The sequence below is a fragment of the Metapseudomonas boanensis genome (genome assembly GCF_042232855.1).
GTDB lineage: Bacteria > Pseudomonadota > Gammaproteobacteria > Pseudomonadales > Pseudomonadaceae > Metapseudomonas > Metapseudomonas boanensis.
In genome coordinates this window covers 2,492,903-2,512,170 of sequence record NZ_CP113889.1, presented here as the reverse complement: position 1 = coordinate 2,512,170, position 19,268 = coordinate 2,492,903, and the positions used below count along the sequence as shown (strand labels likewise).

23 protein-coding genes are annotated in these 19,268 nt (G+C 64.3%); 17 read left to right on the top strand and 6 right to left on the bottom strand.

Translation table 11 applies throughout. The features are described 5' to 3' along the window. Window positions 1-36 precede the first annotated feature (36 nt). A complete protein-coding gene (locus OXH74_RS11610) occupies window positions 37-1,314 on the top strand; it encodes a tetratricopeptide repeat protein (RefSeq protein WP_375741305.1) in 1,278 nt (425 codons plus the stop codon). 538 nt (window positions 1,315-1,852) lie between these two features. Here OXH74_RS11610 and OXH74_RS11605 read toward each other — a convergent pair. Genes OXH74_RS11605 through OXH74_RS11590 form a run of 4 tightly spaced genes read right to left on the bottom strand, consistent with a single transcriptional unit; the run spans window position 1,853 to window position 4,695 of the window. Further along, the gene (locus tag OXH74_RS11605; protein ID WP_375741304.1) at window positions 1,853-2,584 is read right to left on the bottom strand and encodes an amino acid ABC transporter ATP-binding protein; all 732 of its coding nucleotides are present in this window, start codon (window positions 2,582-2,584) and stop codon (window positions 1,853-1,855) included. Next, entirely contained in the window at window positions 2,571-3,221 is a 651-nt protein-coding gene (locus OXH74_RS11600) for an amino acid ABC transporter permease (protein WP_375741598.1), read from the bottom strand. Before OXH74_RS11600 ends, OXH74_RS11605 begins: the two co-directional genes overlap by 14 nt. Continuing rightward, window positions 3,218-3,883, bottom strand: coding sequence for an amino acid ABC transporter permease (locus OXH74_RS11595; protein ID WP_375741303.1), 666 nt, complete (start codon window positions 3,881-3,883; stop codon window positions 3,218-3,220). Before OXH74_RS11595 ends, OXH74_RS11600 begins: the two co-directional genes overlap by 4 nt. 26 nt (window positions 3,884-3,909) lie before the next feature. After that, entirely contained in the window at window positions 3,910-4,695 is a 786-nt protein-coding gene (locus OXH74_RS11590) for a transporter substrate-binding domain-containing protein (protein ID WP_375741302.1), read from the bottom strand. A 281-nt stretch (window positions 4,696-4,976) separates the two neighbouring features. On the opposite strand from OXH74_RS11590, the gene OXH74_RS11585 reads away from it, so the two are divergent. Together OXH74_RS11585 and OXH74_RS11580 are read left to right on the top strand one after the other, a co-directional pair. Next, window positions 4,977-5,678 (top strand): FadR/GntR family transcriptional regulator, encoded by a 702-nt coding sequence (locus tag OXH74_RS11585; RefSeq protein ID WP_375741301.1) that lies wholly within the window; start codon window positions 4,977-4,979, stop codon window positions 5,676-5,678. A 129-nt stretch (window positions 5,679-5,807) separates the two neighbouring features. Further along, window positions 5,808-6,053: a hypothetical protein gene (locus OXH74_RS11580; RefSeq protein WP_375741300.1), complete on the top strand. Its 246-nt coding sequence runs from the start codon at window positions 5,808-5,810 to the stop codon at window positions 6,051-6,053. Here the strand turns inward: OXH74_RS11580 and OXH74_RS11575 are convergent. Together OXH74_RS11575 and OXH74_RS11570 are read right to left on the bottom strand one after the other, a co-directional pair. Then, complete coding sequence (locus OXH74_RS11575; protein ID WP_375741299.1) at window positions 6,050-6,715, bottom strand: methyltransferase; 666 nt, start codon at window positions 6,713-6,715, stop codon at window positions 6,050-6,052. The two genes, OXH74_RS11580 and OXH74_RS11575, sit on opposite strands and share 4 nt — an antisense overlap. A gap of 195 nt (window positions 6,716-6,910) precedes the next feature. Next, window positions 6,911-7,120, bottom strand: coding sequence for a cold-shock protein (locus tag OXH74_RS11570; RefSeq protein WP_028626465.1), 210 nt, complete (start codon window positions 7,118-7,120; stop codon window positions 6,911-6,913). 373 nt (window positions 7,121-7,493) lie between these two features. Here OXH74_RS11570 and OXH74_RS11565 point away from each other — a divergent pair, with 373 nt between their 5' ends. The 14 genes from OXH74_RS11565 (at window position 7,494) to OXH74_RS11500 (ending at window position 19,176) form a co-directional block, all read left to right on the top strand. Continuing rightward, window positions 7,494-7,919, top strand: coding sequence for a 3-isopropylmalate dehydratase (locus tag OXH74_RS11565; protein ID WP_375741298.1), 426 nt, complete (start codon window positions 7,494-7,496; stop codon window positions 7,917-7,919). A gap of 397 nt (window positions 7,920-8,316) precedes the next feature. Beyond that, window positions 8,317-9,075, top strand: coding sequence for a sulfite exporter TauE/SafE family protein (locus OXH74_RS11560; protein ID WP_375741297.1), 759 nt, complete (start codon window positions 8,317-8,319; stop codon window positions 9,073-9,075). Between the two features lie 139 nt (window positions 9,076-9,214). Further along, window positions 9,215-9,457 carry an exodeoxyribonuclease VII small subunit gene (locus tag OXH74_RS11555; RefSeq protein ID WP_215377839.1) on the top strand — a complete coding sequence of 81 codons (243 nt, stop codon included), beginning with the start codon at window positions 9,215-9,217 and terminating at the stop codon, window positions 9,455-9,457. After that, entirely contained in the window at window positions 9,454-10,341 is an 888-nt protein-coding gene (gene ispA, locus OXH74_RS11550) for a (2E,6E)-farnesyl diphosphate synthase (protein ID WP_375741296.1), read from the top strand. The genes OXH74_RS11555 and ispA overlap by 4 nt, the downstream gene beginning before the upstream one ends. A 118-nt stretch (window positions 10,342-10,459) precedes the next feature. After that, a complete protein-coding gene (locus OXH74_RS11545; protein WP_375741295.1) occupies window positions 10,460-11,404 on the top strand; it encodes a 4-hydroxyproline epimerase in 945 nt (314 codons plus the stop codon). Further along, window positions 11,401-12,519: an NAD(P)/FAD-dependent oxidoreductase gene (locus tag OXH74_RS11540; RefSeq protein WP_375741294.1), complete on the top strand. Its 1,119-nt coding sequence runs from the start codon at window positions 11,401-11,403 to the stop codon at window positions 12,517-12,519. Before OXH74_RS11545 ends, OXH74_RS11540 begins: the two co-directional genes overlap by 4 nt. Further along, complete coding sequence (locus OXH74_RS11535) at window positions 12,516-12,752, top strand: (2Fe-2S)-binding protein (RefSeq protein WP_375741293.1); 237 nt, start codon at window positions 12,516-12,518, stop codon at window positions 12,750-12,752. Before OXH74_RS11540 ends, OXH74_RS11535 begins: the two co-directional genes overlap by 4 nt. Beyond that, window positions 12,749-13,996 carry an FAD-dependent oxidoreductase gene (locus tag OXH74_RS11530; protein ID WP_375741292.1) on the top strand — a complete coding sequence of 416 codons (1,248 nt, stop codon included), beginning with the start codon at window positions 12,749-12,751 and terminating at the stop codon, window positions 13,994-13,996. Before OXH74_RS11535 ends, OXH74_RS11530 begins: the two co-directional genes overlap by 4 nt. A gap of 132 nt (window positions 13,997-14,128) precedes the next feature. After that, window positions 14,129-14,872, top strand: a complete 744-nt coding sequence (locus tag OXH74_RS11525; protein WP_375741291.1) for a helix-turn-helix domain-containing protein — start codon at window positions 14,129-14,131, stop codon at window positions 14,870-14,872. A gap of 264 nt (window positions 14,873-15,136) precedes the next feature. Next, window positions 15,137-15,958 carry a transporter substrate-binding domain-containing protein gene (locus OXH74_RS11520; RefSeq protein ID WP_375741290.1) on the top strand — a complete coding sequence of 274 codons (822 nt, stop codon included), beginning with the start codon at window positions 15,137-15,139 and terminating at the stop codon, window positions 15,956-15,958. Between the two features lie 46 nt (window positions 15,959-16,004). Then, window positions 16,005-16,670 (top strand): amino acid ABC transporter permease, encoded by a 666-nt coding sequence (locus tag OXH74_RS11515; RefSeq protein ID WP_375741289.1) that lies wholly within the window; start codon window positions 16,005-16,007, stop codon window positions 16,668-16,670. Window positions 16,671-16,680: 10 nt separating this feature from the next. After that, window positions 16,681-17,331, top strand: a complete 651-nt coding sequence (locus tag OXH74_RS11510; protein WP_375741288.1) for an amino acid ABC transporter permease — start codon at window positions 16,681-16,683, stop codon at window positions 17,329-17,331. Continuing rightward, the gene (locus OXH74_RS11505) at window positions 17,324-18,046 is read left to right on the top strand and encodes an amino acid ABC transporter ATP-binding protein (RefSeq protein WP_215377818.1); all 723 of its coding nucleotides are present in this window, start codon (window positions 17,324-17,326) and stop codon (window positions 18,044-18,046) included. The genes OXH74_RS11510 and OXH74_RS11505 overlap by 8 nt, the downstream gene beginning before the upstream one ends. An 80-nt stretch (window positions 18,047-18,126) precedes the next feature. Continuing rightward, a complete protein-coding gene (locus tag OXH74_RS11500) occupies window positions 18,127-19,176 on the top strand; it encodes a proline racemase family protein (protein WP_375741287.1) in 1,050 nt (349 codons plus the stop codon). The last annotated feature ends 92 nt before the right edge of the window (window positions 19,177-19,268 follow it).

Here is a 19,268-nt window from a genome sequence, read left to right as displayed (position 1 = left end):
AGTGGCCAGCGAACCCGACCCTTGGAGCATAGAACAATGAAAGATGCACACGGACACCAACTGACCGGCTGCAACGCCGAGGCCCTGGCACTGCTCGAGCGCGGTCTGACGCAACTGCGCTGCTTGCGCAACGATCCGCTGGCCAGCGCCGATGCGGCGCTGATGGCCTCCCCCGAACTGGTCATGGGCCATGTGCTGCGCGCCTGGCTGTATCTCATGAGCAGCGAAGGCGGCGCCGTGCCCGAGGCCCGCGCCGCCCTGGAGCGCGCCCGCGCCCTGCCGCACAACGACCGCGAGGCGCGCCACCTGCAGGCCCTGGGGCAGTGGGTGGACGGCCATTGGCTGCTGGCCGGGCGTAGCCTGGAAGACCTCAGCGTCGAGTACCCCCACGACCTGCTGGCGCTGCAGGTCGGCCACCAGCTGGACTTCTTCACCGGCGACGCACGCATGTTGCGCGACCGCATTGCCAGGGTGCTGCCGGCTTGGTCGGCGGACGTGCCGGGCTACCACGCGCTGCTAGGCATGTACGCCTTCGGCCTGGAGGAATGCGGCGACTACCGCCTGGCCGAGCGCTTTGGTCGCCAGGCCGTATCCCACGAGCCGGCGGACGCCTGGGCCCAGCACGCGGTGGCGCACGTGCTGGAGATGCAGGGCCGGCGCGAAGAGGGCATCGCCTGGATGCGCGGCAACCCCGCCTGGCAGCAGGACAACATGCTCGCCGTACACAACTGGTGGCACCTGGCGCTGTACCACCTTGAGCTGGGCGATAGCGACAGCGTGCTCGAGCTGTTCGACAACGCGATCGACGCCTGCGGCTCGCAGGTCGCCCTCGAACTGGTGGACGCCAGCGCCCTGCTCTGGCGCCTGCAGCTGCGCGGCGTCGACCCGGGCGAGCGCTGGCAGGACCTGGCCGAGCGCTGGGCGCTGCTGGCCGACGACGGCCACTACGCCTTCAACGACCTGCACGCCTGCATGGCCTTCGCCAGTGCCGGGCGCGGCGATCTGCTGGAACGGGTGCAGCGGGCACAGGCGTGCGCGTTGCAGCGCGACGACGACAATACGCGAATGACCCGCGAGATCGGCGCGCCGGCCATCGAGGCGCTGCTGGCCTACCATGACGGCCGCTACGCCCGCTGCGTAGAGCTGCTGCGGGCGATCCGCAATCAGGCACACGGCTTCGGCGGTAGCCACGCGCAGCGCGACCTGCTCGACCAGACGCTGCTGGTCGCGGCCAGGCGCGACGGCCAGGCCAGCCTGGCCACGGCCCTGGAACGCGAACGGCACCTGCTCGCCGGCCAGCGCGCGGTGCACTGAGGCGCGCGGCGGGATGCGGGCGCGGCAACTACCCGCCGAAAAACTCGTAACCGCTTAGTCGGGTATGGCAGCCCACGCCTCAGGGGTTGCCGTACTCGTCGCCAAACTGGGACCTGGTTAAATTTCGTCGCTCGCCAACAACGAACTCTTCCCGCAGGGCCAGGATCAGGGTTCGCGCGCGCGTACTGTTCGCGAACCCCATCGTGCCATGCGCCTTTTTAGTTAGGACCAAGGAACTGCCCCGTCCTGCCGTCATGCTGTTCACTTAAGAAAAAACGCCGCTTTTCCTTCAGCAGGAGGGCGGCGTTTTTGGTTTTACATCATCACGAAGTTGTTTCTGTTGGGCAGGAATCTCTCGTAGGAGTGGGCTCTGCTCGCGAACCCGCCTCCTTCGCGAGCAGAGCTCGCTCGTACAGGGCCTTCATGAGATCGGGCTTGAGATGGCAGACTGCTCCGAAGGCCAGTCACGCCCCTCCTCATATGCGCTGCCGACAATGCCTAAGTGAACAGCATTCCCGTCCTGCCGGGTTTTACGTAGCTACTGCCCGACCATCCCGATGAAGTTCGCCAGCTCAGGCGTCTGGGGTTGGCTGAACAATTCTTTCGGATGCCCCGCCTCATGCACCCGCCCCTGGTGCATGAATACCAGCGTGTCGCCCACCTCGCGGGCGAAGCGCATTTCGTGGGTGACCATGATCAGGGTCATGCCTTCGCGGGCCAGCTGACGCACTACGCCAAGCACTTCGTTGACCAGCTCCGGGTCCAGCGCGGACGTGATCTCGTCGCACAGCAGTACCTTGGGTGACATGGCCAGCGCACGGGCGATCGCCACGCGCTGCTGCTGGCCTCCCGACAGGCGTTCGGGGTAGGCATCGATCTTCTCGGCCAGCCCCACACGCGTCAGCATCTGCTCGGCCAAGGCACGAGCCTCGGTCTTGGAGACCTTCTTCACCACCTGCGGGGCGAGCATCACGTTCTCGCCCACGGTCAGGTGCGGGAACAGGTTGAACTGCTGGAACACCATGCCGACCTTCTGCCGCAACGAACGCAGGTCGGCACGCCCGGCGTCGAGGTATTCACCGTCCACCTCGATCACCCCGTCGTTGATCGACTCCAGGCCATTGAGGGTGCGTAGCAAGGTGCTCTTCCCCGAGCCGCTGCGACCGATGATGGCGACCACTTCGCCTTCGTCGATGCTGAGGTCGACGCCCTTGAGCACATGGTTGTCGCCGTAGTACTTGTGCAATGCAGAAACTCTAAGCAGGGGCATGCAGCCTCCTTTCCAGATGGCGTGCGCTCAGCGAGAGCGGATAGCAGAGGATGAAGTAGCCCAGGGAGACCAGGCCATAGATCATGAAGGGCTCGAAGGTGGCGTTGGCCAGCATGCCGCCGGTCTTGGTCAACTCGGTGAAGCCGATGATCGAAGTCACCGCCGTGCCTTTCACCACCTGCACCGAGAAGCCCACGGTGGGCGCAATGGCGATGCGCAGCGCCTGTGGCAGGACCACGTGGCGCAGTTGCTCCAGACGCCCCAAGGCCAGGCTCGCCGAGGCCTCCCACTGGCCACGCGGGATCGACTCGACGCAGCCGCGCCAGATCTCCGCCAGGAACGCGCTGGTGAACAAGGTCAGCGCCGTCGCTGCGGCGAGCCAGGCGGAGACGTCCACCCCGAACAGGGCAATGCCGAAGAACACCATGAACAGCTGCATCAACAGCGGCGTGCCCTGGAACAACTCGATGTAACCGCGAGCGAGGACGCGCAGCGTCAGGTTGTCGGAGATCCGCGCGAGCATCACCAGCAACCCGGCGATGCCGCCACAAATGAAAGCCACCAGCGATAGCAGCAACGTCCATTGCAGGCCGATGAGCAGGTTGCGGGCGATATCCCAGAAGCTGAAGTCCATCAGTGCCTCCCCCCGATCAACCGCTGGCCGACCCAGCCCAGCAATTGGCGTAGCAGGACGGCCATCGCCAGGTAGAGCAGGGTCGTCAGCAGATAGGTCTCGAACGCCCGGAAGTTACGGGACTGGATGAAGTTGGCGGCGAACGACAACTCCTCGGTGGCGATCTGCGAGCACACCGCCGAACCCAGCATGACGATGACGATCTGGCTCGACAGCGCCGGCCAGACCTTGCCCAGCGCGGGCTGAATCACCACATGACGGAAGGCCTCGAAGCGACTCATCGCCAACGCCGCGGCCGCCTCCAACTGCCCCTTGGGAATCGCCTGGATACCGGCGCGGATGATCTCGGTTGAATAGGCACCGAGGTTGATCACCATCGCCAGCACCGCCGCTTGCCACTCGGTCAGGCGGACACCCAGCGATGGCAGTCCGAAGAAGATGAAGAACAGTTGCACGATGAAGGGCGTGTTGCGGATCAGCTCCACGTATATGCCGAACAGCCAGTCGAAGGGCCGCAGGCGCCAGGCGCGAACGGCCGCACCGACGATGCCAATGCCCAAGCCCAGCAAGCCGCCGATTGCGGTCAGCTCGAGGGTGAACAGCGCCCCCTCGAGCAGCACCCCGCCCTGCCCCAGCACCGGCGCGAAGTCGAATTGATAAGCCATCTAGGGAACTCCGATCGAACAGCTGGTCAGAGGTCGGCAGGCAGCGGCTGCTTCAGCCACTTCTCGGCATTGCGATTCAGGCTGCCATCAGCCTTGGCTTCGTTGATGATCGCGTTGACCTTCTCCAGCAATGCCGGCTCGTTCTTCGCCAGGCCGATGTAGACCGGAGAATCCTTGAGTTTCAGTTTCACCACCGGCACTTTCGCCGGGTTCTTCTCGGCGATCACTGCCATCACCACGCTGCCGCTGGCAATCAGGTCAACCTGGCCGGAGAGGTAGGCGGCGATGGTTGAATTGTTGTCTTCGAAACGCTTGATCGTGGTGCCCTTGGCTGCGACGGCACTGAGCTCCATGTCCTCGATCGAGCCACGGGTGACGCTGATGGTCTTGCCGGCCAGCGCCTCGACCGAGCCAATGGCTGCCTCCGCAGGGCCGAACACCGCCAGGTAGAAGGGTGCATAGGGACGTGAGAAATCGATGACCTGCTCACGCTCGGGGTTCTTGCCCAGACTGGAGATCACCAGGTCCACCTTGCCCGTGGTGAGGAAGGGTATGCGGTTGGTACTGTTCACCGGCGTCAGCGCCAGCTTCACGCCGAGCTTGTCGGCCAACAGTTGGGCGGTGTCGATGTCCAACCCACGCGGCTTGAGGTCCGGCCCCACCGAACCGAAGGGTGGGAAGTCCTGTGGCACCGCCACTTTCAATACGCCGCGCTCGTTGATGTCGCTCAGGACGTCAGCCTGGGCCGCCGGCTGAGCCAGCACACCTGTGCAGAAAAGAGTGGCCAGGAACAGGTTCCGAAAATTGCGCATGGTGCTTACCTCGGGTACGTGGCAGGTCGATTTTCCTGCCGACGCCCGGTGCACAGCCCATGCCATATCCCGCATTGAAGGGCCAACTGAATCGATTAGGCCAGCACTGACAAGGTCTTACTGGTCTGAACAGTCAATGAAGTTGTCCACCCTGTCAGATTCGGATTCGCCTCCATTTCGTGCAACCCGCCAGCCCTTGCGCCACAAGGGGGCGGCACTTGCCGGGCCACCCTGTAAAGCCTTACAAAGGGCAACTCGCTGAACCTACCGGTCTGAACAGCATGCTCGATACCTCCCCCCGCGCCGTACCCGAATATGCCTTGCAGGCCATCCAGAAACTGATCCGCGAAGGTGGCTACCAGGCCGGCGACGCCCTGCCCTCCCAACGCGACCTCGCCGAACAACTGGGCGTCAGCCGCGCCTCGTTGCGTGAGGCACTGTCATCACTCAGCGCGCTGGGGCAGATCAGCGTGCAGCCGGGCAAGGGTGTGTTCGTACAGGCAGGTTCGGCGGTCAACGGAGGTGCGACCCGGAGCTTCTCCTGGCCCTATGCGGAACAGGTATCTGCCGCCGACACCTTTCAGCTGCGCTATGTACTTGAAGGCTTTTGCGCTGGCCAGGCCGCCATCAGTCTCACGGCTGAAGACATCGACCAGTTGGAGGAGAACGTCGAGGCGATGCGTCTGGAATTGCTCGCAGGCAACTTCGAAGCCGCAACCCAGCTTGATTTCGAGTTCCATAAGCGTCTGCTGGAAGCCGGCGGCAACCGCGCGATGCTTCATATCATCACCGCCAGCCAGGACATCTTTCTGGAAAGCCAGAAACTCCCCTTCATTCGCCCGGAGCGCGCCATGGAAACCTGGCAGGAGCACCGCAAGATCCTTCGCCACCTTGCCCGTCACTCCACCGGCCCAGCGCAGAAAGCCATGCAGGAACATATTCGCAATGCGGCCTCACGCACGGGGATCGTGTTTCCCCTCTAGCGAGCCTGAGCCACGGCCCTATGGCCGTTTCGACGGGCCGCCTTTGGTCAGATTCGCGCCACTACCGAGTAAAGAAGCGGATAGTGGTCGATGGCACGACCCTGAGCTCAACCCAAATAAGAGGTGTCCATGAAAAGTCGCACCTTCCCGAAGCACGTGGCCTGGAGTGAAGCCTGCATGAATGGGGACCATGCCTTGGCGTTCGTGGCCATCAAACAGGATGCTCCGGAGGCGGAGGCTGCCTTCCACCTCGTTTACGAGGGCTCGCACTTTCCTCGCTTATCGGAGGCCTGTGCCGCCGCGGAAGACGCGCTGAGCAAACTGGTTCGGATCGACGAGTTCGATACGCCAGTATTCAGTTCGACATCCTGTTAAAGCAGGGCATCGTCGCGTTGGAAGTGCAGGAATGACCCCTTGTAGGCCTCACCACTTCCGAGCAGGCAGTTCGCGCTGCTGATGTGCTGCTCGTACTCCAACTCCCTCATCTCCCGACAAAACTTCGACTTGTTGCTCCGGTTGGGGTCAACAATGAGCACGTCGACAACTTCCGCCGAATGCCGATCGATGAAGTCGGCAAGCGCTGACGGTTGGTCGCGTTCGTAGATGAGGTCGCTGCCAATGATCATGTCGAACTGCCCCAGATCGGAACTCATCTCTGCCCAATCGGCGGACTGGTACTTGAGCGGCCCCAGGTCGTTCAGGCGCAGGTTCTCATCCAGGAATGTCGGGATAAGCGGGTGGTAATCGCTGGCGGTAATATTACCGCCACGTCGATGCACCACCAGGCTCGCCAGTGCCAAGCCAGCCCCCACTTCGAGGATACGCTTGCCCTGCAGGTCCATCGTCCGCATCGCCTCGGCCAGCACGAGGCTGGAAGGCCAGACCTGGCCAAACAGCGGCCAGCTTTCCGGCGAAATGCCTCGGTCTTCTGCCTCGTGGTCTGGATCGTGATACTGCTGGTGATCCAGTAGCGAACGTATCTGAAAGTCCATATCACCGACCGAAACGGTCTGGTATTTGACCTGATAACCCAGCATGCGGAACTCTCTTGAAGAATGATGAGTGCCGCCGGGTAGACCGGGCAGGGTGCTCGAATGCAGAACACCACGGACACAAAGGAGGAACGGGCTTCTGAATCGACACCCGAATAGATTGAACTTTGTAGCGTTAAAAAATGAACACCCCAAAAACAAAAAAGCCCCGTTAAACGGGGCTTTTCTTATTCAAGCGTCTTAGACGACTTGAACTTTGTCAGCTTGCAGGCCTTTCTGGCCACGCACTACTTCGAAAGTAACTTGCTGACCTTCGCTCAGGCTCTTGAAGCCAGTGCTTTCGATCGAACGGTAGTGAACGAAGAGGTCGGCACCCTCAGCCGGGGTAATGAAGCCGAAACCTTTCTCATCGTTGAACCACTTAACGGTACCGCTTTGACGATTGGACATCTTTACATCTCCAGAATATTTAACGAGTTCCTGAGAAATTCAGGAAGATACTGAATTGCGAAAATCTAAAACGAATCTAGGAGATGAAGGACGTCAATCAGAACATCAAACCAGGTATCGAAGTGTCAATTGCAGCGCAGTGAGGACGGACTATACGCGGTCCTTCCCGAATGTACAGGTTTATTTTTCCGGAAATATCTTCGCGGATGAATGGCCTTATTAATCATCCACTTGGCGGTAACGCGAATGGCCATCGATACCATCGGGAAGCCCGCAGCCGGCTGATCAGGCCGATGGAGACGACACGGCAAATCCTTTCCGATCCACTAGAGTTGAACCAGCACCCGTGATGATCTGCCCAAGGAGGGCTCCAATGCGAATGATCTGTGCCGTTCTACCTCTGCTGGCCTTGGCCGGCTGTTCATCGTTCCGCGCCGATCCCAACCAGGTTACCCAGGTACCCAGCGACCGTTTGCTTGCCTACCAGCAGCCTGTCGAGGGTGGCGGGCAAATCGTGGTGAACCGCGACATGGGCGGCCTCGGCGCCGGTTGCTACATTGCCGTGCTGATCGACCGCCAAGTGGCGGCACGCATTGGCATTGGCGAGGAGGCCAGCTTCCAGGTACCGGCCGGCAACCGCATCGTCGGCATCGGCGTCGACGAGCAGGACGACACGCTCTGCAGCAAGGGCCGTTTGCGCCGCGAGCTGGCGCTGCCGCTGGCCGCTGGGGAAAGCCGGCATTTCCGCATCGTCAGCGAAAATAGAAATGGGTTCGCGATCCAGAGAGACGATCACTAAGGCGCGGACCTGAGCACTAGGCGTTTCGGTAGAACCGAGCAGGTTGACGATGACTCTCGTCGGCGCCGGGCCAGATTCCGCAATGAAAAAGGCCGCGGACGAGTACTAACCCTGCCACGGCCTGACGCTAAAGCTGAAGCACTGATGACACGACCCTGTTGCCTTGCCCGATCACACCTTGGGAAGGCACGTACCAAGAGCTTCTATGCACTGGAACTTCCCCGCCCCATACGAGTATCTGAAAGCATAGGACCCACTTGATGCGGTGCCTTCCCGCTGGTCAGCGATTTGGCTCTTTGGTCGGCCGCAGGGGCGCTCGGTCATCCGCGATGACCACCACCGGCTTTGCCCTGATATGACCCCGCGCGTAAGCTTCCGGCTTTTGCACGCTCCAACCATGACGCTTACCGACTTCCTGCTCCTGCTACTTGCCGGCTTCGCTGCTGGCGGTATGAACGCCCTCGCCGGGGGCGGCACCTTCTTCTCCTTCCCCGCGCTACTGGCCAGCGGCCTGCCGCCGGTGACCGCCAATGCAACCAATGCCGTTGCCCTCTGGCCGGCCAGCCTGGCGGCGAGCTGGGCGGCGCGGGAGCAACTGCGTCCGCTCAGCCGCTATGTGGTGCCGCTGGTGGTGCTTTCCCTGCTGGGAGGCCTGGGTGGTGGGCTGTTGCTGCTGGCAGGTGGTGACGAAACTTTCCGCCGGCTGATCCCCTGGCTGTTGCTGGCCGCCACCCTGCTGTTCGCCGCCAGCCCCTGGCTGAGCAAGCTGATCAATGGTCAGCGCGAGGCCGGCGCACTACCGCCCCACGGTCCTCTCGGTAGCTTCGCCCATGCCCTGGTGGCCATCTATGGTGGCTATTTCGGGGCCGGCATGGGCATCCTGCAACTGGCGGCCTTTTCCATCGAAGGGCACCCGCTGCTGCGCGCTAACGCCCTGAAGAACCTGCTATCGAGCTGCATCTACAGCGTGGCGGTGGCGACCTTCGTGATCGCCGGCCGGGTTAGTTGGGCCGAACTCGCCGTGTTGCTCGGCGCAGCCAGCTGCGGCGGTTACGCCGGCGGCGCCCTGGCCCGCCGCTTGCCCAGCCACTGGCTAAGGATGTTGGTCATCGCGGTCGGCACGGGCATGACGCTGTACTACTTCTATACCGGCTGATCCGCACCGCTTCTGTGGGCGCGAATGACTTCGCGCCCACAACAGGCCCCACCACTGACCACCATCCGCCCCCTTCATTTGCCCGCAGGGTGCGGCTCTGCTAGTGTCGCGACCGATTCGTCCCCGCGAGACAGCAGTTATGGCCCGCAAAAAAGCCACCCCCGATTTCGAACAATCCCTTGCTGACCTTCAGACCCTGGTCGAGCGCCTGGAGAGCGGCGAGCTGTCGCTGGAGGATTCCCTCAGTGCCTTCGAGCAAGGCATCCGCCTGACCCGCGAATGCCAAGCCGCGTTGAATCAGGCCGAGCAAAAGGTACAGATCCTGCTGGAGCGCGACGGTCAGCTGGAAGAGGCCCCGTTCGACGCGGACGAGCAGCCATGATCGGTACCTATCAGGCTCGCTGCCAGCAGCGAGTGGATACTGCACTTGACACCCTGTTCGATGCTCCGCGCAGCGAGCTGCAACGCCTCTACCAGGCCATGCGCTATAGCGTGGTCAACGGCGGCAAACGCGTGCGCCCGCTGCTGGTCTATGCCACGTGCGAAGCCCTCGGCGGTGACATCGAGAAAGCGGACGGAGCGGCCTGCGCAGTGGAGCTGATCCACGCCTATTCGCTGGTCCATGACGACCTGCCGGCCATGGATGATGACGACATGCGTCGCGGCCAGCCGACCACACACATCGCCTTCGATGAAGCCTGCGCCATTCTCGCTGGCGACGGCCTGCAAGCGCTGGCATTCGAAGTGCTGGCCGACCCGGCCCGCAATCCCCACGATGCGCAAACCCGCCTTGCCATGCTCACCAGCCTGATCCACGCCGCAGGCCCCGCCGGCATGGTCGGCGGCCAGGCCATAGACCTTGGCTCCGTCGGCGTGAAGCTGGACCAGCAAGCGCTGGAGACCATGCATCGGCACAAGACCGGGGCATTGATCGAAGCCAGCGTGCGCCTCGGCGCCCTGGCCAGCGGCAAGGCCGACGAGGCGTCCCTGAAAGCCCTGCACACCTATGCCCAGGCCATCGGCCTCGCCTTCCAGGTGCAGGACGACATTCTCGACGTGGAAAGCGATACCGCCACTCTGGGCAAAACCCAGGGCAAGGACCAGGCCCACGACAAACCCACCTACCCCGCTCTGCTCGGCCTCGACAATGCCAAGGCATACGCCCTGGCGCTGCACGACCAGGCACTGGCCGCGCTGCAGGCCTTCGGTGATGCCGCCGACCCGCTGCGCGCACTGGCCCGCTACATCGTCGAACGCCGCAACTGATTGCATCTATTCGGGGCTATGCCGATTTCGTCACGGCCCCGCATGAAATCGCTCAAGCCGCACTGACACCCGCAGCGCCACCCTTGCTGGGAAATTTCCACAGCAGGGGCAGGCCTCCATGAAGAGCATCCGCGTCATCGATTCGCACACCGGCGGCGAACCAACCCGCCTGGTGATCGAGGGTTTCCCGAGCCTTGGCCAAGGCAGCATGGCCGAACGCCGACGAGTTCTCGCCGAGAAGTTCGACGACTGGCGCGCCGCCACCGTACTCGAACCCCGCGGCAGCGACGTGCTGGTCGGCGCCCTGCTCTGCGAGCCGCAAGACCCGCAGGCCTGTGCTGGAGTCATCTTTTTCAATAACACCGGCTACCTCGGAATGTGCGGCCACGGCACTATCGGTCTGGTCGCCTCACTGACACATCTGGGGCGCATCCAACCGGGCGTGCACCGCATCGAAACCCCGGTCGGAACCGTCGAAGCAACCTTGCACGAGGACCGCTCGGTCAGCGTGCGCAACGTACCGGCCTACCGTTACCGCAAGGACGTCAGCCTGGAGGTTCCAGGCATCGGCCAGGTCACCGGCGACATCGCCTGGGGCGGCAACTGGTTCTTCCTGATCGCCAATCACGGCCAACGTGTCGCTGGTGACAACCTCGACGCCCTCACCGCTTACACCTGGGCCGTGCGCCAGGCCCTGGAGGCCCAGGGCATACGGGGCGAGGACGGCGGTGAGATCGACCATATCGAGCTGTTCACGGAAGATCACGAGGCCGATAGCCGCAACTTCGTGCTCTGCCCCGGCAAAGCCTACGACCGTTCGCCCTGCGGCACCGGCACCAGCGCCAAGCTGGCCTGTCTGGCCGCCGACGGCAAGCTGCATGCGGGCGAAGCCTGGCGCCAGGCCAGCGTCATCGGCAGCCAATTCGAGGGCCGCTTCGAGTGGCAGGACGATGGCCACGAAGACCGCATCATCCCCACCATTCGCGGCCGTGCCCATATCAGCGCGGAGGCCACCTTGCTGCTGGAGGAGCACGATCCGTTCGCCTGGGGCATCCGCCTGTGACAGCTGACGTCATTGTCATCGGCGCCGGCATCATCGGCAGCGCCTGTGCCCATGAGCTTTCCAAGCGCGGCCTGAGCGTGCGGGTGCTGGACAGCGGTCAGGCTGGCGCCACCGGAGCCGGGATGGGTCACCTGGTAACCCTGGATGACAATCCGGCAGAACTGGCCCTCAGTCGTTATTCACTGGATCTCTGGCGGCAATGGGCAGATCAGCTGGACGACGCCTGCGCGTACCGTAACTGCGGCACCCTGTGGCTCGCCACCAACGAAGAGGAGTTGCACGAAGCGGCACGCAAGGCTGACACGCTCGGCAAGCACGGCATCGCCTGCGAGCTGATGGGTGCGCGTCAGCTCCAGGCTCTGGAGCCACACCTGGCACCCGGCCTCAAGGGTGCCCTGTGCGTGAGCGGCGACGGCATTCTCTACGCGCCCAATGCCGCGCGGTGGCTGCTGCACCAAGGTGGCAGCGCCATCACCCTTGAGCACGCGCGGGTCACAGCCGTCAGTGGCACCCATGTCCAGCTCGAAGACGGTCGCCGCCTCAACGCTGGTGCGGTGATCCTGGCTAACGGCATCCAGGCGCCGGAGCTCTGTCCGGAACTGCCGATCACACCGAAGAAGGGTCACCTGCTGATCACCGACCGCTACCCCGGCCAGATTCATCACCAACTGGTCGAGCTGGGTTATGCCAGCAGTGCCCACGCCAGCACCGGTACCTCGGTGGCCTTCAACGCACAGCCGCGCCCTACAGGGCAGATCCTGCTGGGGTCGTCGCGCCAGTTCGACACGCTCGATCCGCGCGTCGAAGGCCCCGTGCTCGCGCGCATGCTGGCCAGGGCCCGGCAATACCTCCCCGGGCTCGGCGACCTCAACGCCATCCGCTGCTGGACCGGTTTTCGCGCCACCACGCCAGATGGCCTGCCCATCATCGGCCAGCACCCCGAACAACCGGGCCTGTGGCTCGCCGTCGGCCACGAGGGCCTCGGCGTGACCACCGCACCGGGAACCGCACGGCTACTGACTGCCGAGTTGTTCGGCGAAAGCCTGCCGCTGTCCGGCGCCGCTTATCGTCCGGGGCGTTTTACCACCGCCCACGCCGTTGGAGCAGAAGGATGATCGAACTCTGTTTGAACGGCCGCGGCCTGCAGGTGGCGACCGGCACCACAGTAGCCGCAGCCCTCGCGCTGGGTGGCGACGGCACCAGCCGCACTTCGGTGAGCGGCCAGCGCCGTGCGCCCCTGTGCGGCATGGGCATCTGCCAGGAATGCCGGGTGACCATCGACGGCCAACGCCGCCTTGCCTGCCAGACCCTGTGCCGCGAAGGCATGCAGGTGGAGACGCAAGCATGAAGGTAGACCTCCTCATCATCGGTGCCGGCCCCGCTGGCATGGCCGCAGCCCTGGCCGCTGCCCCCAGCGGCGCAAGCATTGCCGTGCTCGACGACAACCCGGCGCCTGGCGGACAAATCTGGCGCGATGGGCCGCAGGCGCACCTGTCCGAAAAGGCCAGGCGCTTACGCCGGGCCCTAGCGGCGGAGCGCAACATCCAGGTACTCAGCGGTACGCGCGTGGTCGCCGTTGCCGGACCCAGACGGCTTCTACTCGAAGACGCCGAGCGCAGCGGGCTGATGGGTTACGACAAACTCATCCTCTGCACCGGCGCCCGCGAACTGCTGCTGCCCTTCCCCGGCTGGACGTTGCCCGGCGTCACCGGCGCCGGTGGCCTGCAAGCACTGATCAAGGGCGGTCTGCCGGTGGCTGGTGAGCGCATCGTGGTAGCCGGCAGCGGCCCCTTGCTGTTGGCCAGCGCAGCCACGGCCCGCGCCGCTGGCGCCAATGTGCTGCGCGTCGCCGAACAGGCGCCGCTGTCGGCCCTGGCCGGCTTCGCCGCTCGCCTGCCGCGCTGGCCAGGCAAAGTCGCGCAGGCGATCGGCCTGTTCGATGCCCGCTACCGTGCATCCAGCCATGTGCTTGCTGCCTTGGGCAGCGACCGCCTGGAAGCGGTGCGCCTGCAACAGGGCAGCGAGATAGTGGAAGTCCCCTGCGATCGCCTCGCCTGCGGCTTCGGCCTGATCCCCAACATCCAGCTTGGCCAGGCCCTGGGTTGCCGCATCGAGAAGCAGGCCATCGCCGTGAACGACTGGCAGGCGTGCAGCCTGGACGACCACTACGCCGCAGGTGAATGCACCGGTTTTGGCGGCAGCGAACTGGCCATGGTCGAAGGCGCCATCGCCGGCCACGCGGCAGTAGGCAGACGGGACAAAGCCCGCGCACTCTGGCCCAAGCGCCGCCGCTGGCAGGCGTTTGCCGACGCCCTTGCGCAGAACTTCGAGCTCGATCCAAAACTCAAGAACCTGGCGCAGGCGGATACGCTGGTGTGCCGTTGTGAAGATGTGCCCTACAGCGACCTGGCCAACAGTCGCGACTGGACAGACGCCAAGCTGCACAGCCGCTGCGGCATGGGCGCCTGCCAGGGCCGCGTGTGCGGCGCCGCCAGCCAGTTCCTGTTCGGCTGGACGCCACCCGCACCCCGCCCACCGCTGGCGCCGACGAGGATCGAAACACTGCTTTGCCTGGAACAGGAGGAAACCTGACCCTTGGAGTAGGTGAGGCCTTACCGACCCACCCTCGCGACTTGGCGGACGCTTGAAGGTGGATGTAAATAGCGCCATCCACCCTACGAACCGACCTGTAGGATGGGGCCACCAATAGAGGCACGTTGCGCCATGAAACTCGAACACCTGCCCCGCGCCCGCGACCTGCCCACGCTGCTCGACAGCCTGGAGCAGATCGCGCCGCTACTGGATGCCATGCCCGACGTGGTGTTCTTCATCAAGGACCCACAGGCACGCTATGTGCTGGTCAACCAGACGCTGGCCCGGCGCTGTGGCCTGAAGAACAAGGAGGCCCTGCTCGGCCGCACGGCAGAGGATGTGTTTCCCACTCGTTTCGGCCCGCATTACACCGAGCAGGACCGCCGAGTGCTGGCAGGTGGCGAGCCCCTCAGCGACCAACTGGAGCTGCACCTATACCCCGGTCGCCAACCCGGTTGGTGCCTGACCCACAAGCTGGCGCTGCGCGATCAGTTCCAGCGAGTGATCGGCATGGCTGGAATCTCCTACGACCTGCAGGCGCCGCAGTCCAGCCACCCGGCCTATCAGAAGCTTGCGGCAGTGGATGCACACATCCGCGAACGCTATGCCCAACCGATCAGCCTCGGTGAGCTGACCGCCATCGCCGGGCTCTCCGTCGCGCAGCTTGAACGCCATTGCAAGCGCATCTTCCAGCTCACGCCAAGGCAGATGATCCACAAGGCACGCCTGGGTGCGGCCTCGCAATTGCTGGCCAGCGATATGCCGATCACTGACATCGCGCTGAACTGCGGCTACACCGACCACAGCGCTTTCAGCCGCCAGTTCAAGGCCCTCACCGGCCTGTCCCCCAGCCAGTACCGCGACAGCTGCCGCTAACGCGGCTGCCCCTCCTCCCCGGCAATTTCCATTCGCACGGTCACGCTGCGCACCGTGGGCTCTCGCGCTCGCTTGCCGCCAATGCTGCTGTGCCGATTTCGTCATGGGTCCGAACGAAATCCATCAAGCCGCACCAGCCCCTCCAGGGCGAATCTTGAGCCATCGAATTCACATCAGGAGTTCAGCCGCAAAACCCTCGCCAGGAGAAACGACCGCCTGGCCAGCAATCGGAAGCACCTTCGCCATTCACTCACGAGGCCCACGATGAAGAACAATAAAGCCGTTGCCCTGACCCTCTCCGCTGTACTTGGTTCGACCTTGGCCTACAACGCCCAGGCCGACAAACTCGACGACATCATCGAATCCGGCAAGCTGCGTTGCGCAGTCACCCTCGACTTCCCGCCGATGGGTTTCCGTGACGAGCAGAACGCCCCGGCCGGCTTCGACGTCGACTACTGCAAGGATCTGGCGAAGACCCTGGGTGTCGAGGCGGAGGTGGTCGAAACGCCCTTTCCCGACCGCATCCCCGCACTGGTATCCGGCCGCGCCGATGTCATCGTTGCCTCCACCTCCGACACCCTGGAACGCGCCAAGACGGTCGGCATGACGATTCCTTACTTCGCCTTCCAGATGGTGGTGCTGACCCGTGACAACGCCGGCATCAAGGGCTACGACGATCTCAAGGGCCGCTCCGTGGGCGGTCCGGCTGGCACCTACGAGGCCATTGCCCTGGAGAAGGACGTCAAGCAGTGGGGAAATGACAAGGGCGCCTTCCATGCCTACCAGTCGCTGGCCGACGCCGTGCTTGCCCTGAGCCAGGGGCAGATCGACGCCACCACCGTGACCTCCACCGTCGCGTCCTCGCTGATCAAGTCCGGCAAGTACAAGGGCCTGACCATCGCCGGCACCGCGCCGTACGACATCGATTACGTCTCCCTGGGCGCCAAGCGCAGCGAGTACGGCCTGCTCAACTACCTCAACCTGTTCGTCAATCACCAGGTGCGGTCCGGCCGCTACCAGGAACTCTTCACCCAGTGGGTCGGCGGCGACGCGCCGGAACTGACTGCCAACGGCGTTTATCGCTAAACGCGAGGAGCCGGGCCGGGGGCCCGGCTCCGCAGAGGAGTTTCGGATGTTCGACTACACCTTCCATTGGCGGTCCGCGTTCATGGCTCTGCCGGACATGCTCGGCGGCGCGCTGGTGACCCTGGAGATCGCTGTGCTGTCGATGCTGCTCGGCACCGCCATCGCCATCGGCCTGGCCCTCGGTCAGCGGTCCGGCAGCCGCCCAGCCCGGGCCATCGCCATGGGCTGGGTCTCCATCGCCCGCAATACCCCGGCGCTGTTCCAGGTCTACATCCTGTACTTCGGCCTGGGCGCTTTCGGCCTGCACATGGGCTCATGGGTTGCCCTGCTGGCGGGGATCACCTTCAACAACGCCGGCTACCTGGCCGAGACCTTCCGTGGCGGGCTCAACGCCGTGCCCCACACGCAACTGCGAGCGGCGCGTTCGCTGGGCATGAGCGCCTTCCAGGCCTATCGGCTGATCGTGATCCCACAGCTGTTGCGCGTGGTGTTCTACCCGCTGACCAACCAGATGGTCTGGGCTCTGCTGATGACCTCCCTAGGCGTGGTGGTCGGCCTGACCAGCGACCTTACCGGGGTGACCCAGGCGCTGAACGTGAAGACCTTCCGCACGTTCGAGTACTTCGCCCTGGCCGCCGTCCTCTACTTCGCCCTTGCCAAGCTGATCGCCCTCGGGGCGCGGCTGATGGCCTGGCGCCTGTTCCGCTACTGAGGAGTCCGGCATGTACGCATCGAGCTTCACCTGGAACGACATGCAGTTCCTCCTCCAGGGCGCCTGGACCACCCTCACGCTGACCGCCTGGGCCATGCTCATCGGCACCGTGCTGGGCGTGATCTGTGGCCTGCTGCGCGCTTTGATGCCACGCGCCAGCCTGCCGCTGGCCTGGGTCCTGGACGTGTTCCGCAGCGTGCCGCTGCTGATCCAGTTCGTCCTGCTCAATGCCTTCAAGACCATCATCGAGCTGGACTGGACGGCTTTCACCGTGGCCTGCGTGGTGCTCGGCACCTACGCCACGGCCTACTGCGCGGAGATCGTCCGCGGTGGTGTGCTGGCGGTGCCACTGGCCACCCGCCGCGCCGCCCGCTCGCTGGGCATGAGCCACACCCAGGACCTGCTGCACATCGTCCTGCCCATGGCCACGCGGGTCGCCTTCCCCGGCTGGATCAACCTGACCCTGGCGGTCATGAAGGACACCTCGCTGGTGCTCTGGATCGGCATCGTCGAGTTGCTGCGCGCCTCGCAAACCATCGTCACCCGGCTGCAGGAGCCCCTGTTCGTGCTCGGCATCGCCGGCGTCATCTACTTCGTCATGAGCCTGGTGATCGCCCGCCTGGGCGCCCAGCTGGAAAAAAGGTGGCAGGAAAATGATTGAGATCGACAACGTGCACAAATCCTTCGGCTCGCTCGATGTGGTCAAGGGCGTCAGCCTGACCGTGAACAAGGGCGAGGTGGTTTCGATCATCGGTGGCTCCGGTTCCGGGAAGTCGACCCTGCTGATGTGCATCAACGGCCTGGAGCCGATCCAGGGCGGGCAGATCCGCGTCGACGGTACCGAGGTCCACGCCGCCGGCACCGACCTGAACAAACTGCGGCAGAAGATCGGCATCGTCTTCCAGCAGTGGAACGCCTTCCCCCACCTGACCGTGCTGGAGAACGTGATGCTGGCGCCGCGCAAGGTGCTCGGCAAAAGCCGCCAGGAAGCCGAGGAAATCGCCGTGCGCCAGCTCACCCATGTGGGCCTCGGCGACAAGCTCAAGGTGTTCCCCAACAAACTCTCCGGCGGCCAGCAGCAGCGCATGGCGATTGCCCGCGCACTGGCCATGTCGCCGGATTACATGCTGTTCGATGAGGCCACCTCGGCACTGGACCCGCAACTGGTAGGCGAGGTGCTGGACACCATGCGCATGCTCGCCAGCGAGGGCATGACCATGGTGCTGGTCACCCACGAGATCCGCTTCGCCCGCGACGTATCGGACCGCGTGGCCTTCTTCCGCAATGGCCACATCCACGAGATCGGCTCACCGGACCAGGTCATCGGCCAACCACAACGCCCGGAAACCGCCGAGTTCCTCAAGTCGGTGCTTTGAAGATCATCCCTCGCACCCGGCCCTCTCCCGGAGGGAGAGGGCTGCGGTGAGGGAAGCCGGACATCAACCAGGAGCCACCCATGCGTTCAAGCAAGCTCATCCACGTCGTCAGCTGCCATGCCGAAGGCGAAGTCGGCGACGTGATCGTCGGCGGCGTCGCCCCGCCGCCCGGCGCTACCGTCTGGGAACAATCGCGCTGGATCGCCCGCGACCAGACCCTGCGCAACTTCGTCCTCAACGAACCGCGCGGCGGCGTGTTCCGTCACGTCAACCTGCTGGTCCCGGCCAAGGACCCGCGGGCGCAAATGGCCTGGATCATCATGGAGCCGGCGGACACGCCGCCCATGTCCGGCTCCAACTCGCTGTGCGTCTCCACCGTGCTGCTGGACAGTGGCATCCTGCCGATGACCGAACCGCAAACTCATCTGGTGCTGGAAGCGCCGGGTGGGCTCATCGAAGTCACCGCCGATTGCCGTGATGGCAAGGCCGAACGCATCACCGTGCGCAACGTGCCCTCCTTCGCTGACAAGCTGGACGCCTGGATCGAAGTGGAAGGCCTCGGCTCATTGCAGGTGGACACCGCCTACGGTGGCGACAGCTTCGTCATCGCCGACGCCCAGCGGCTGGGCTTTGCCCTGACGGCCGACGAAGCTGCGGACCTGGCCGCAGCAGGCCTGAGAATCACCCGCGCAGCCAATGAGCAACTGGGCTTCGTTCACCCGCTCAACCCGGACTGGGACCACATTTCCTTCTGCCAGATCGCTGCCCCCGTCAGCCGAGAAAGAGGCACCGCAGGCGCGGCCAACGCCGTGGTGATCCGCCCTGGCAAGATCGACCGCTCGCCCTGCGGCACCGGCTGCTCGGCGCGCATGGCCGTGCTGCACGCCAAGGGCCAGCTGGAGCTGGGCGAAGCCTTCGTCGGCCGGTCCATCATCGGCTCGCAGTTCAATTGCCGGATCGAGGCGCTGACCGAGGTCGCCGGGCACCCGGCGATCATCCCCAGCATCAGCGGCCGCGCCTGGATCACCGGCATCCATCAGCACTTGCTCGACCCGAGCGATCCCTGGCCCGGCGGCTATCGGCTGTCCGACACCTGGCCCAGGGGGCCGGAGGGTAGCGCCATGAGTTGATGCCTCCCCAATCCCGAAAACCCGAGCGAATCCAGTGTGCCCAAGCAGCCAGTCCCCAAGTGCCGGATTGGCGGGCAGGCTTCGCCCACTCT

Coding starts and splice junctions, on each gene's coding strand:
- OXH74_RS11555 (WP_215377839.1), top strand. CDS start 9,215: ATGGCCCGCAAAAAAGCCACCCCCGATTTCGAACAATCCCTTGCTGAC.
- OXH74_RS11525 (WP_375741291.1), top strand. CDS start 14,129: ATGAAACTCGAACACCTGCCCCGCGCCCGCGACCTGCCCACGCTGCTC.
- OXH74_RS11535 (WP_375741293.1), top strand. CDS start 12,516: ATGATCGAACTCTGTTTGAACGGCCGCGGCCTGCAGGTGGCGACCGGC.
- ispA (WP_375741296.1), top strand. CDS start 9,454: ATGATCGGTACCTATCAGGCTCGCTGCCAGCAGCGAGTGGATACTGCA.
- OXH74_RS11510 (WP_375741288.1), top strand. CDS start 16,681: ATGTACGCATCGAGCTTCACCTGGAACGACATGCAGTTCCTCCTCCAG.
- OXH74_RS11515 (WP_375741289.1), top strand. CDS start 16,005: ATGTTCGACTACACCTTCCATTGGCGGTCCGCGTTCATGGCTCTGCCG.
- OXH74_RS11610 (WP_375741305.1), top strand. CDS start 37: ATGAAAGATGCACACGGACACCAACTGACCGGCTGCAACGCCGAGGCC.
- OXH74_RS11575 (WP_375741299.1), bottom strand. CDS start 6,715: ATGCTGGGTTATCAGGTCAAATACCAGACCGTTTCGGTCGGTGATATG.
- OXH74_RS11590 (WP_375741302.1), bottom strand. CDS start 4,695: ATGCGCAATTTTCGGAACCTGTTCCTGGCCACTCTTTTCTGCACAGGT.
- OXH74_RS11605 (WP_375741304.1), bottom strand. CDS start 2,584: ATGCCCCTGCTTAGAGTTTCTGCATTGCACAAGTACTACGGCGACAAC.
- OXH74_RS11500 (WP_375741287.1), top strand. CDS start 18,127: ATGCGTTCAAGCAAGCTCATCCACGTCGTCAGCTGCCATGCCGAAGGC.
- OXH74_RS11560 (WP_375741297.1), top strand. CDS start 8,317: ATGACGCTTACCGACTTCCTGCTCCTGCTACTTGCCGGCTTCGCTGCT.
- OXH74_RS11595 (WP_375741303.1), bottom strand. CDS start 3,883: ATGGCTTATCAATTCGACTTCGCGCCGGTGCTGGGGCAGGGCGGGGTG.
- OXH74_RS11520 (WP_375741290.1), top strand. CDS start 15,137: ATGAAGAACAATAAAGCCGTTGCCCTGACCCTCTCCGCTGTACTTGGT.
- OXH74_RS11530 (WP_375741292.1), top strand. CDS start 12,749: ATGAAGGTAGACCTCCTCATCATCGGTGCCGGCCCCGCTGGCATGGCC.
- OXH74_RS11570 (WP_028626465.1), bottom strand. CDS start 7,120: ATGTCCAATCGTCAAAGCGGTACCGTTAAGTGGTTCAACGATGAGAAA.
- OXH74_RS11545 (WP_375741295.1), top strand. CDS start 10,460: ATGAAGAGCATCCGCGTCATCGATTCGCACACCGGCGGCGAACCAACC.
- OXH74_RS11565 (WP_375741298.1), top strand. CDS start 7,494: ATGCGAATGATCTGTGCCGTTCTACCTCTGCTGGCCTTGGCCGGCTGT.
- OXH74_RS11585 (WP_375741301.1), top strand. CDS start 4,977: ATGCTCGATACCTCCCCCCGCGCCGTACCCGAATATGCCTTGCAGGCC.
- OXH74_RS11505 (WP_215377818.1), top strand. CDS start 17,324: ATGATTGAGATCGACAACGTGCACAAATCCTTCGGCTCGCTCGATGTG.
- OXH74_RS11580 (WP_375741300.1), top strand. CDS start 5,808: ATGAAAAGTCGCACCTTCCCGAAGCACGTGGCCTGGAGTGAAGCCTGC.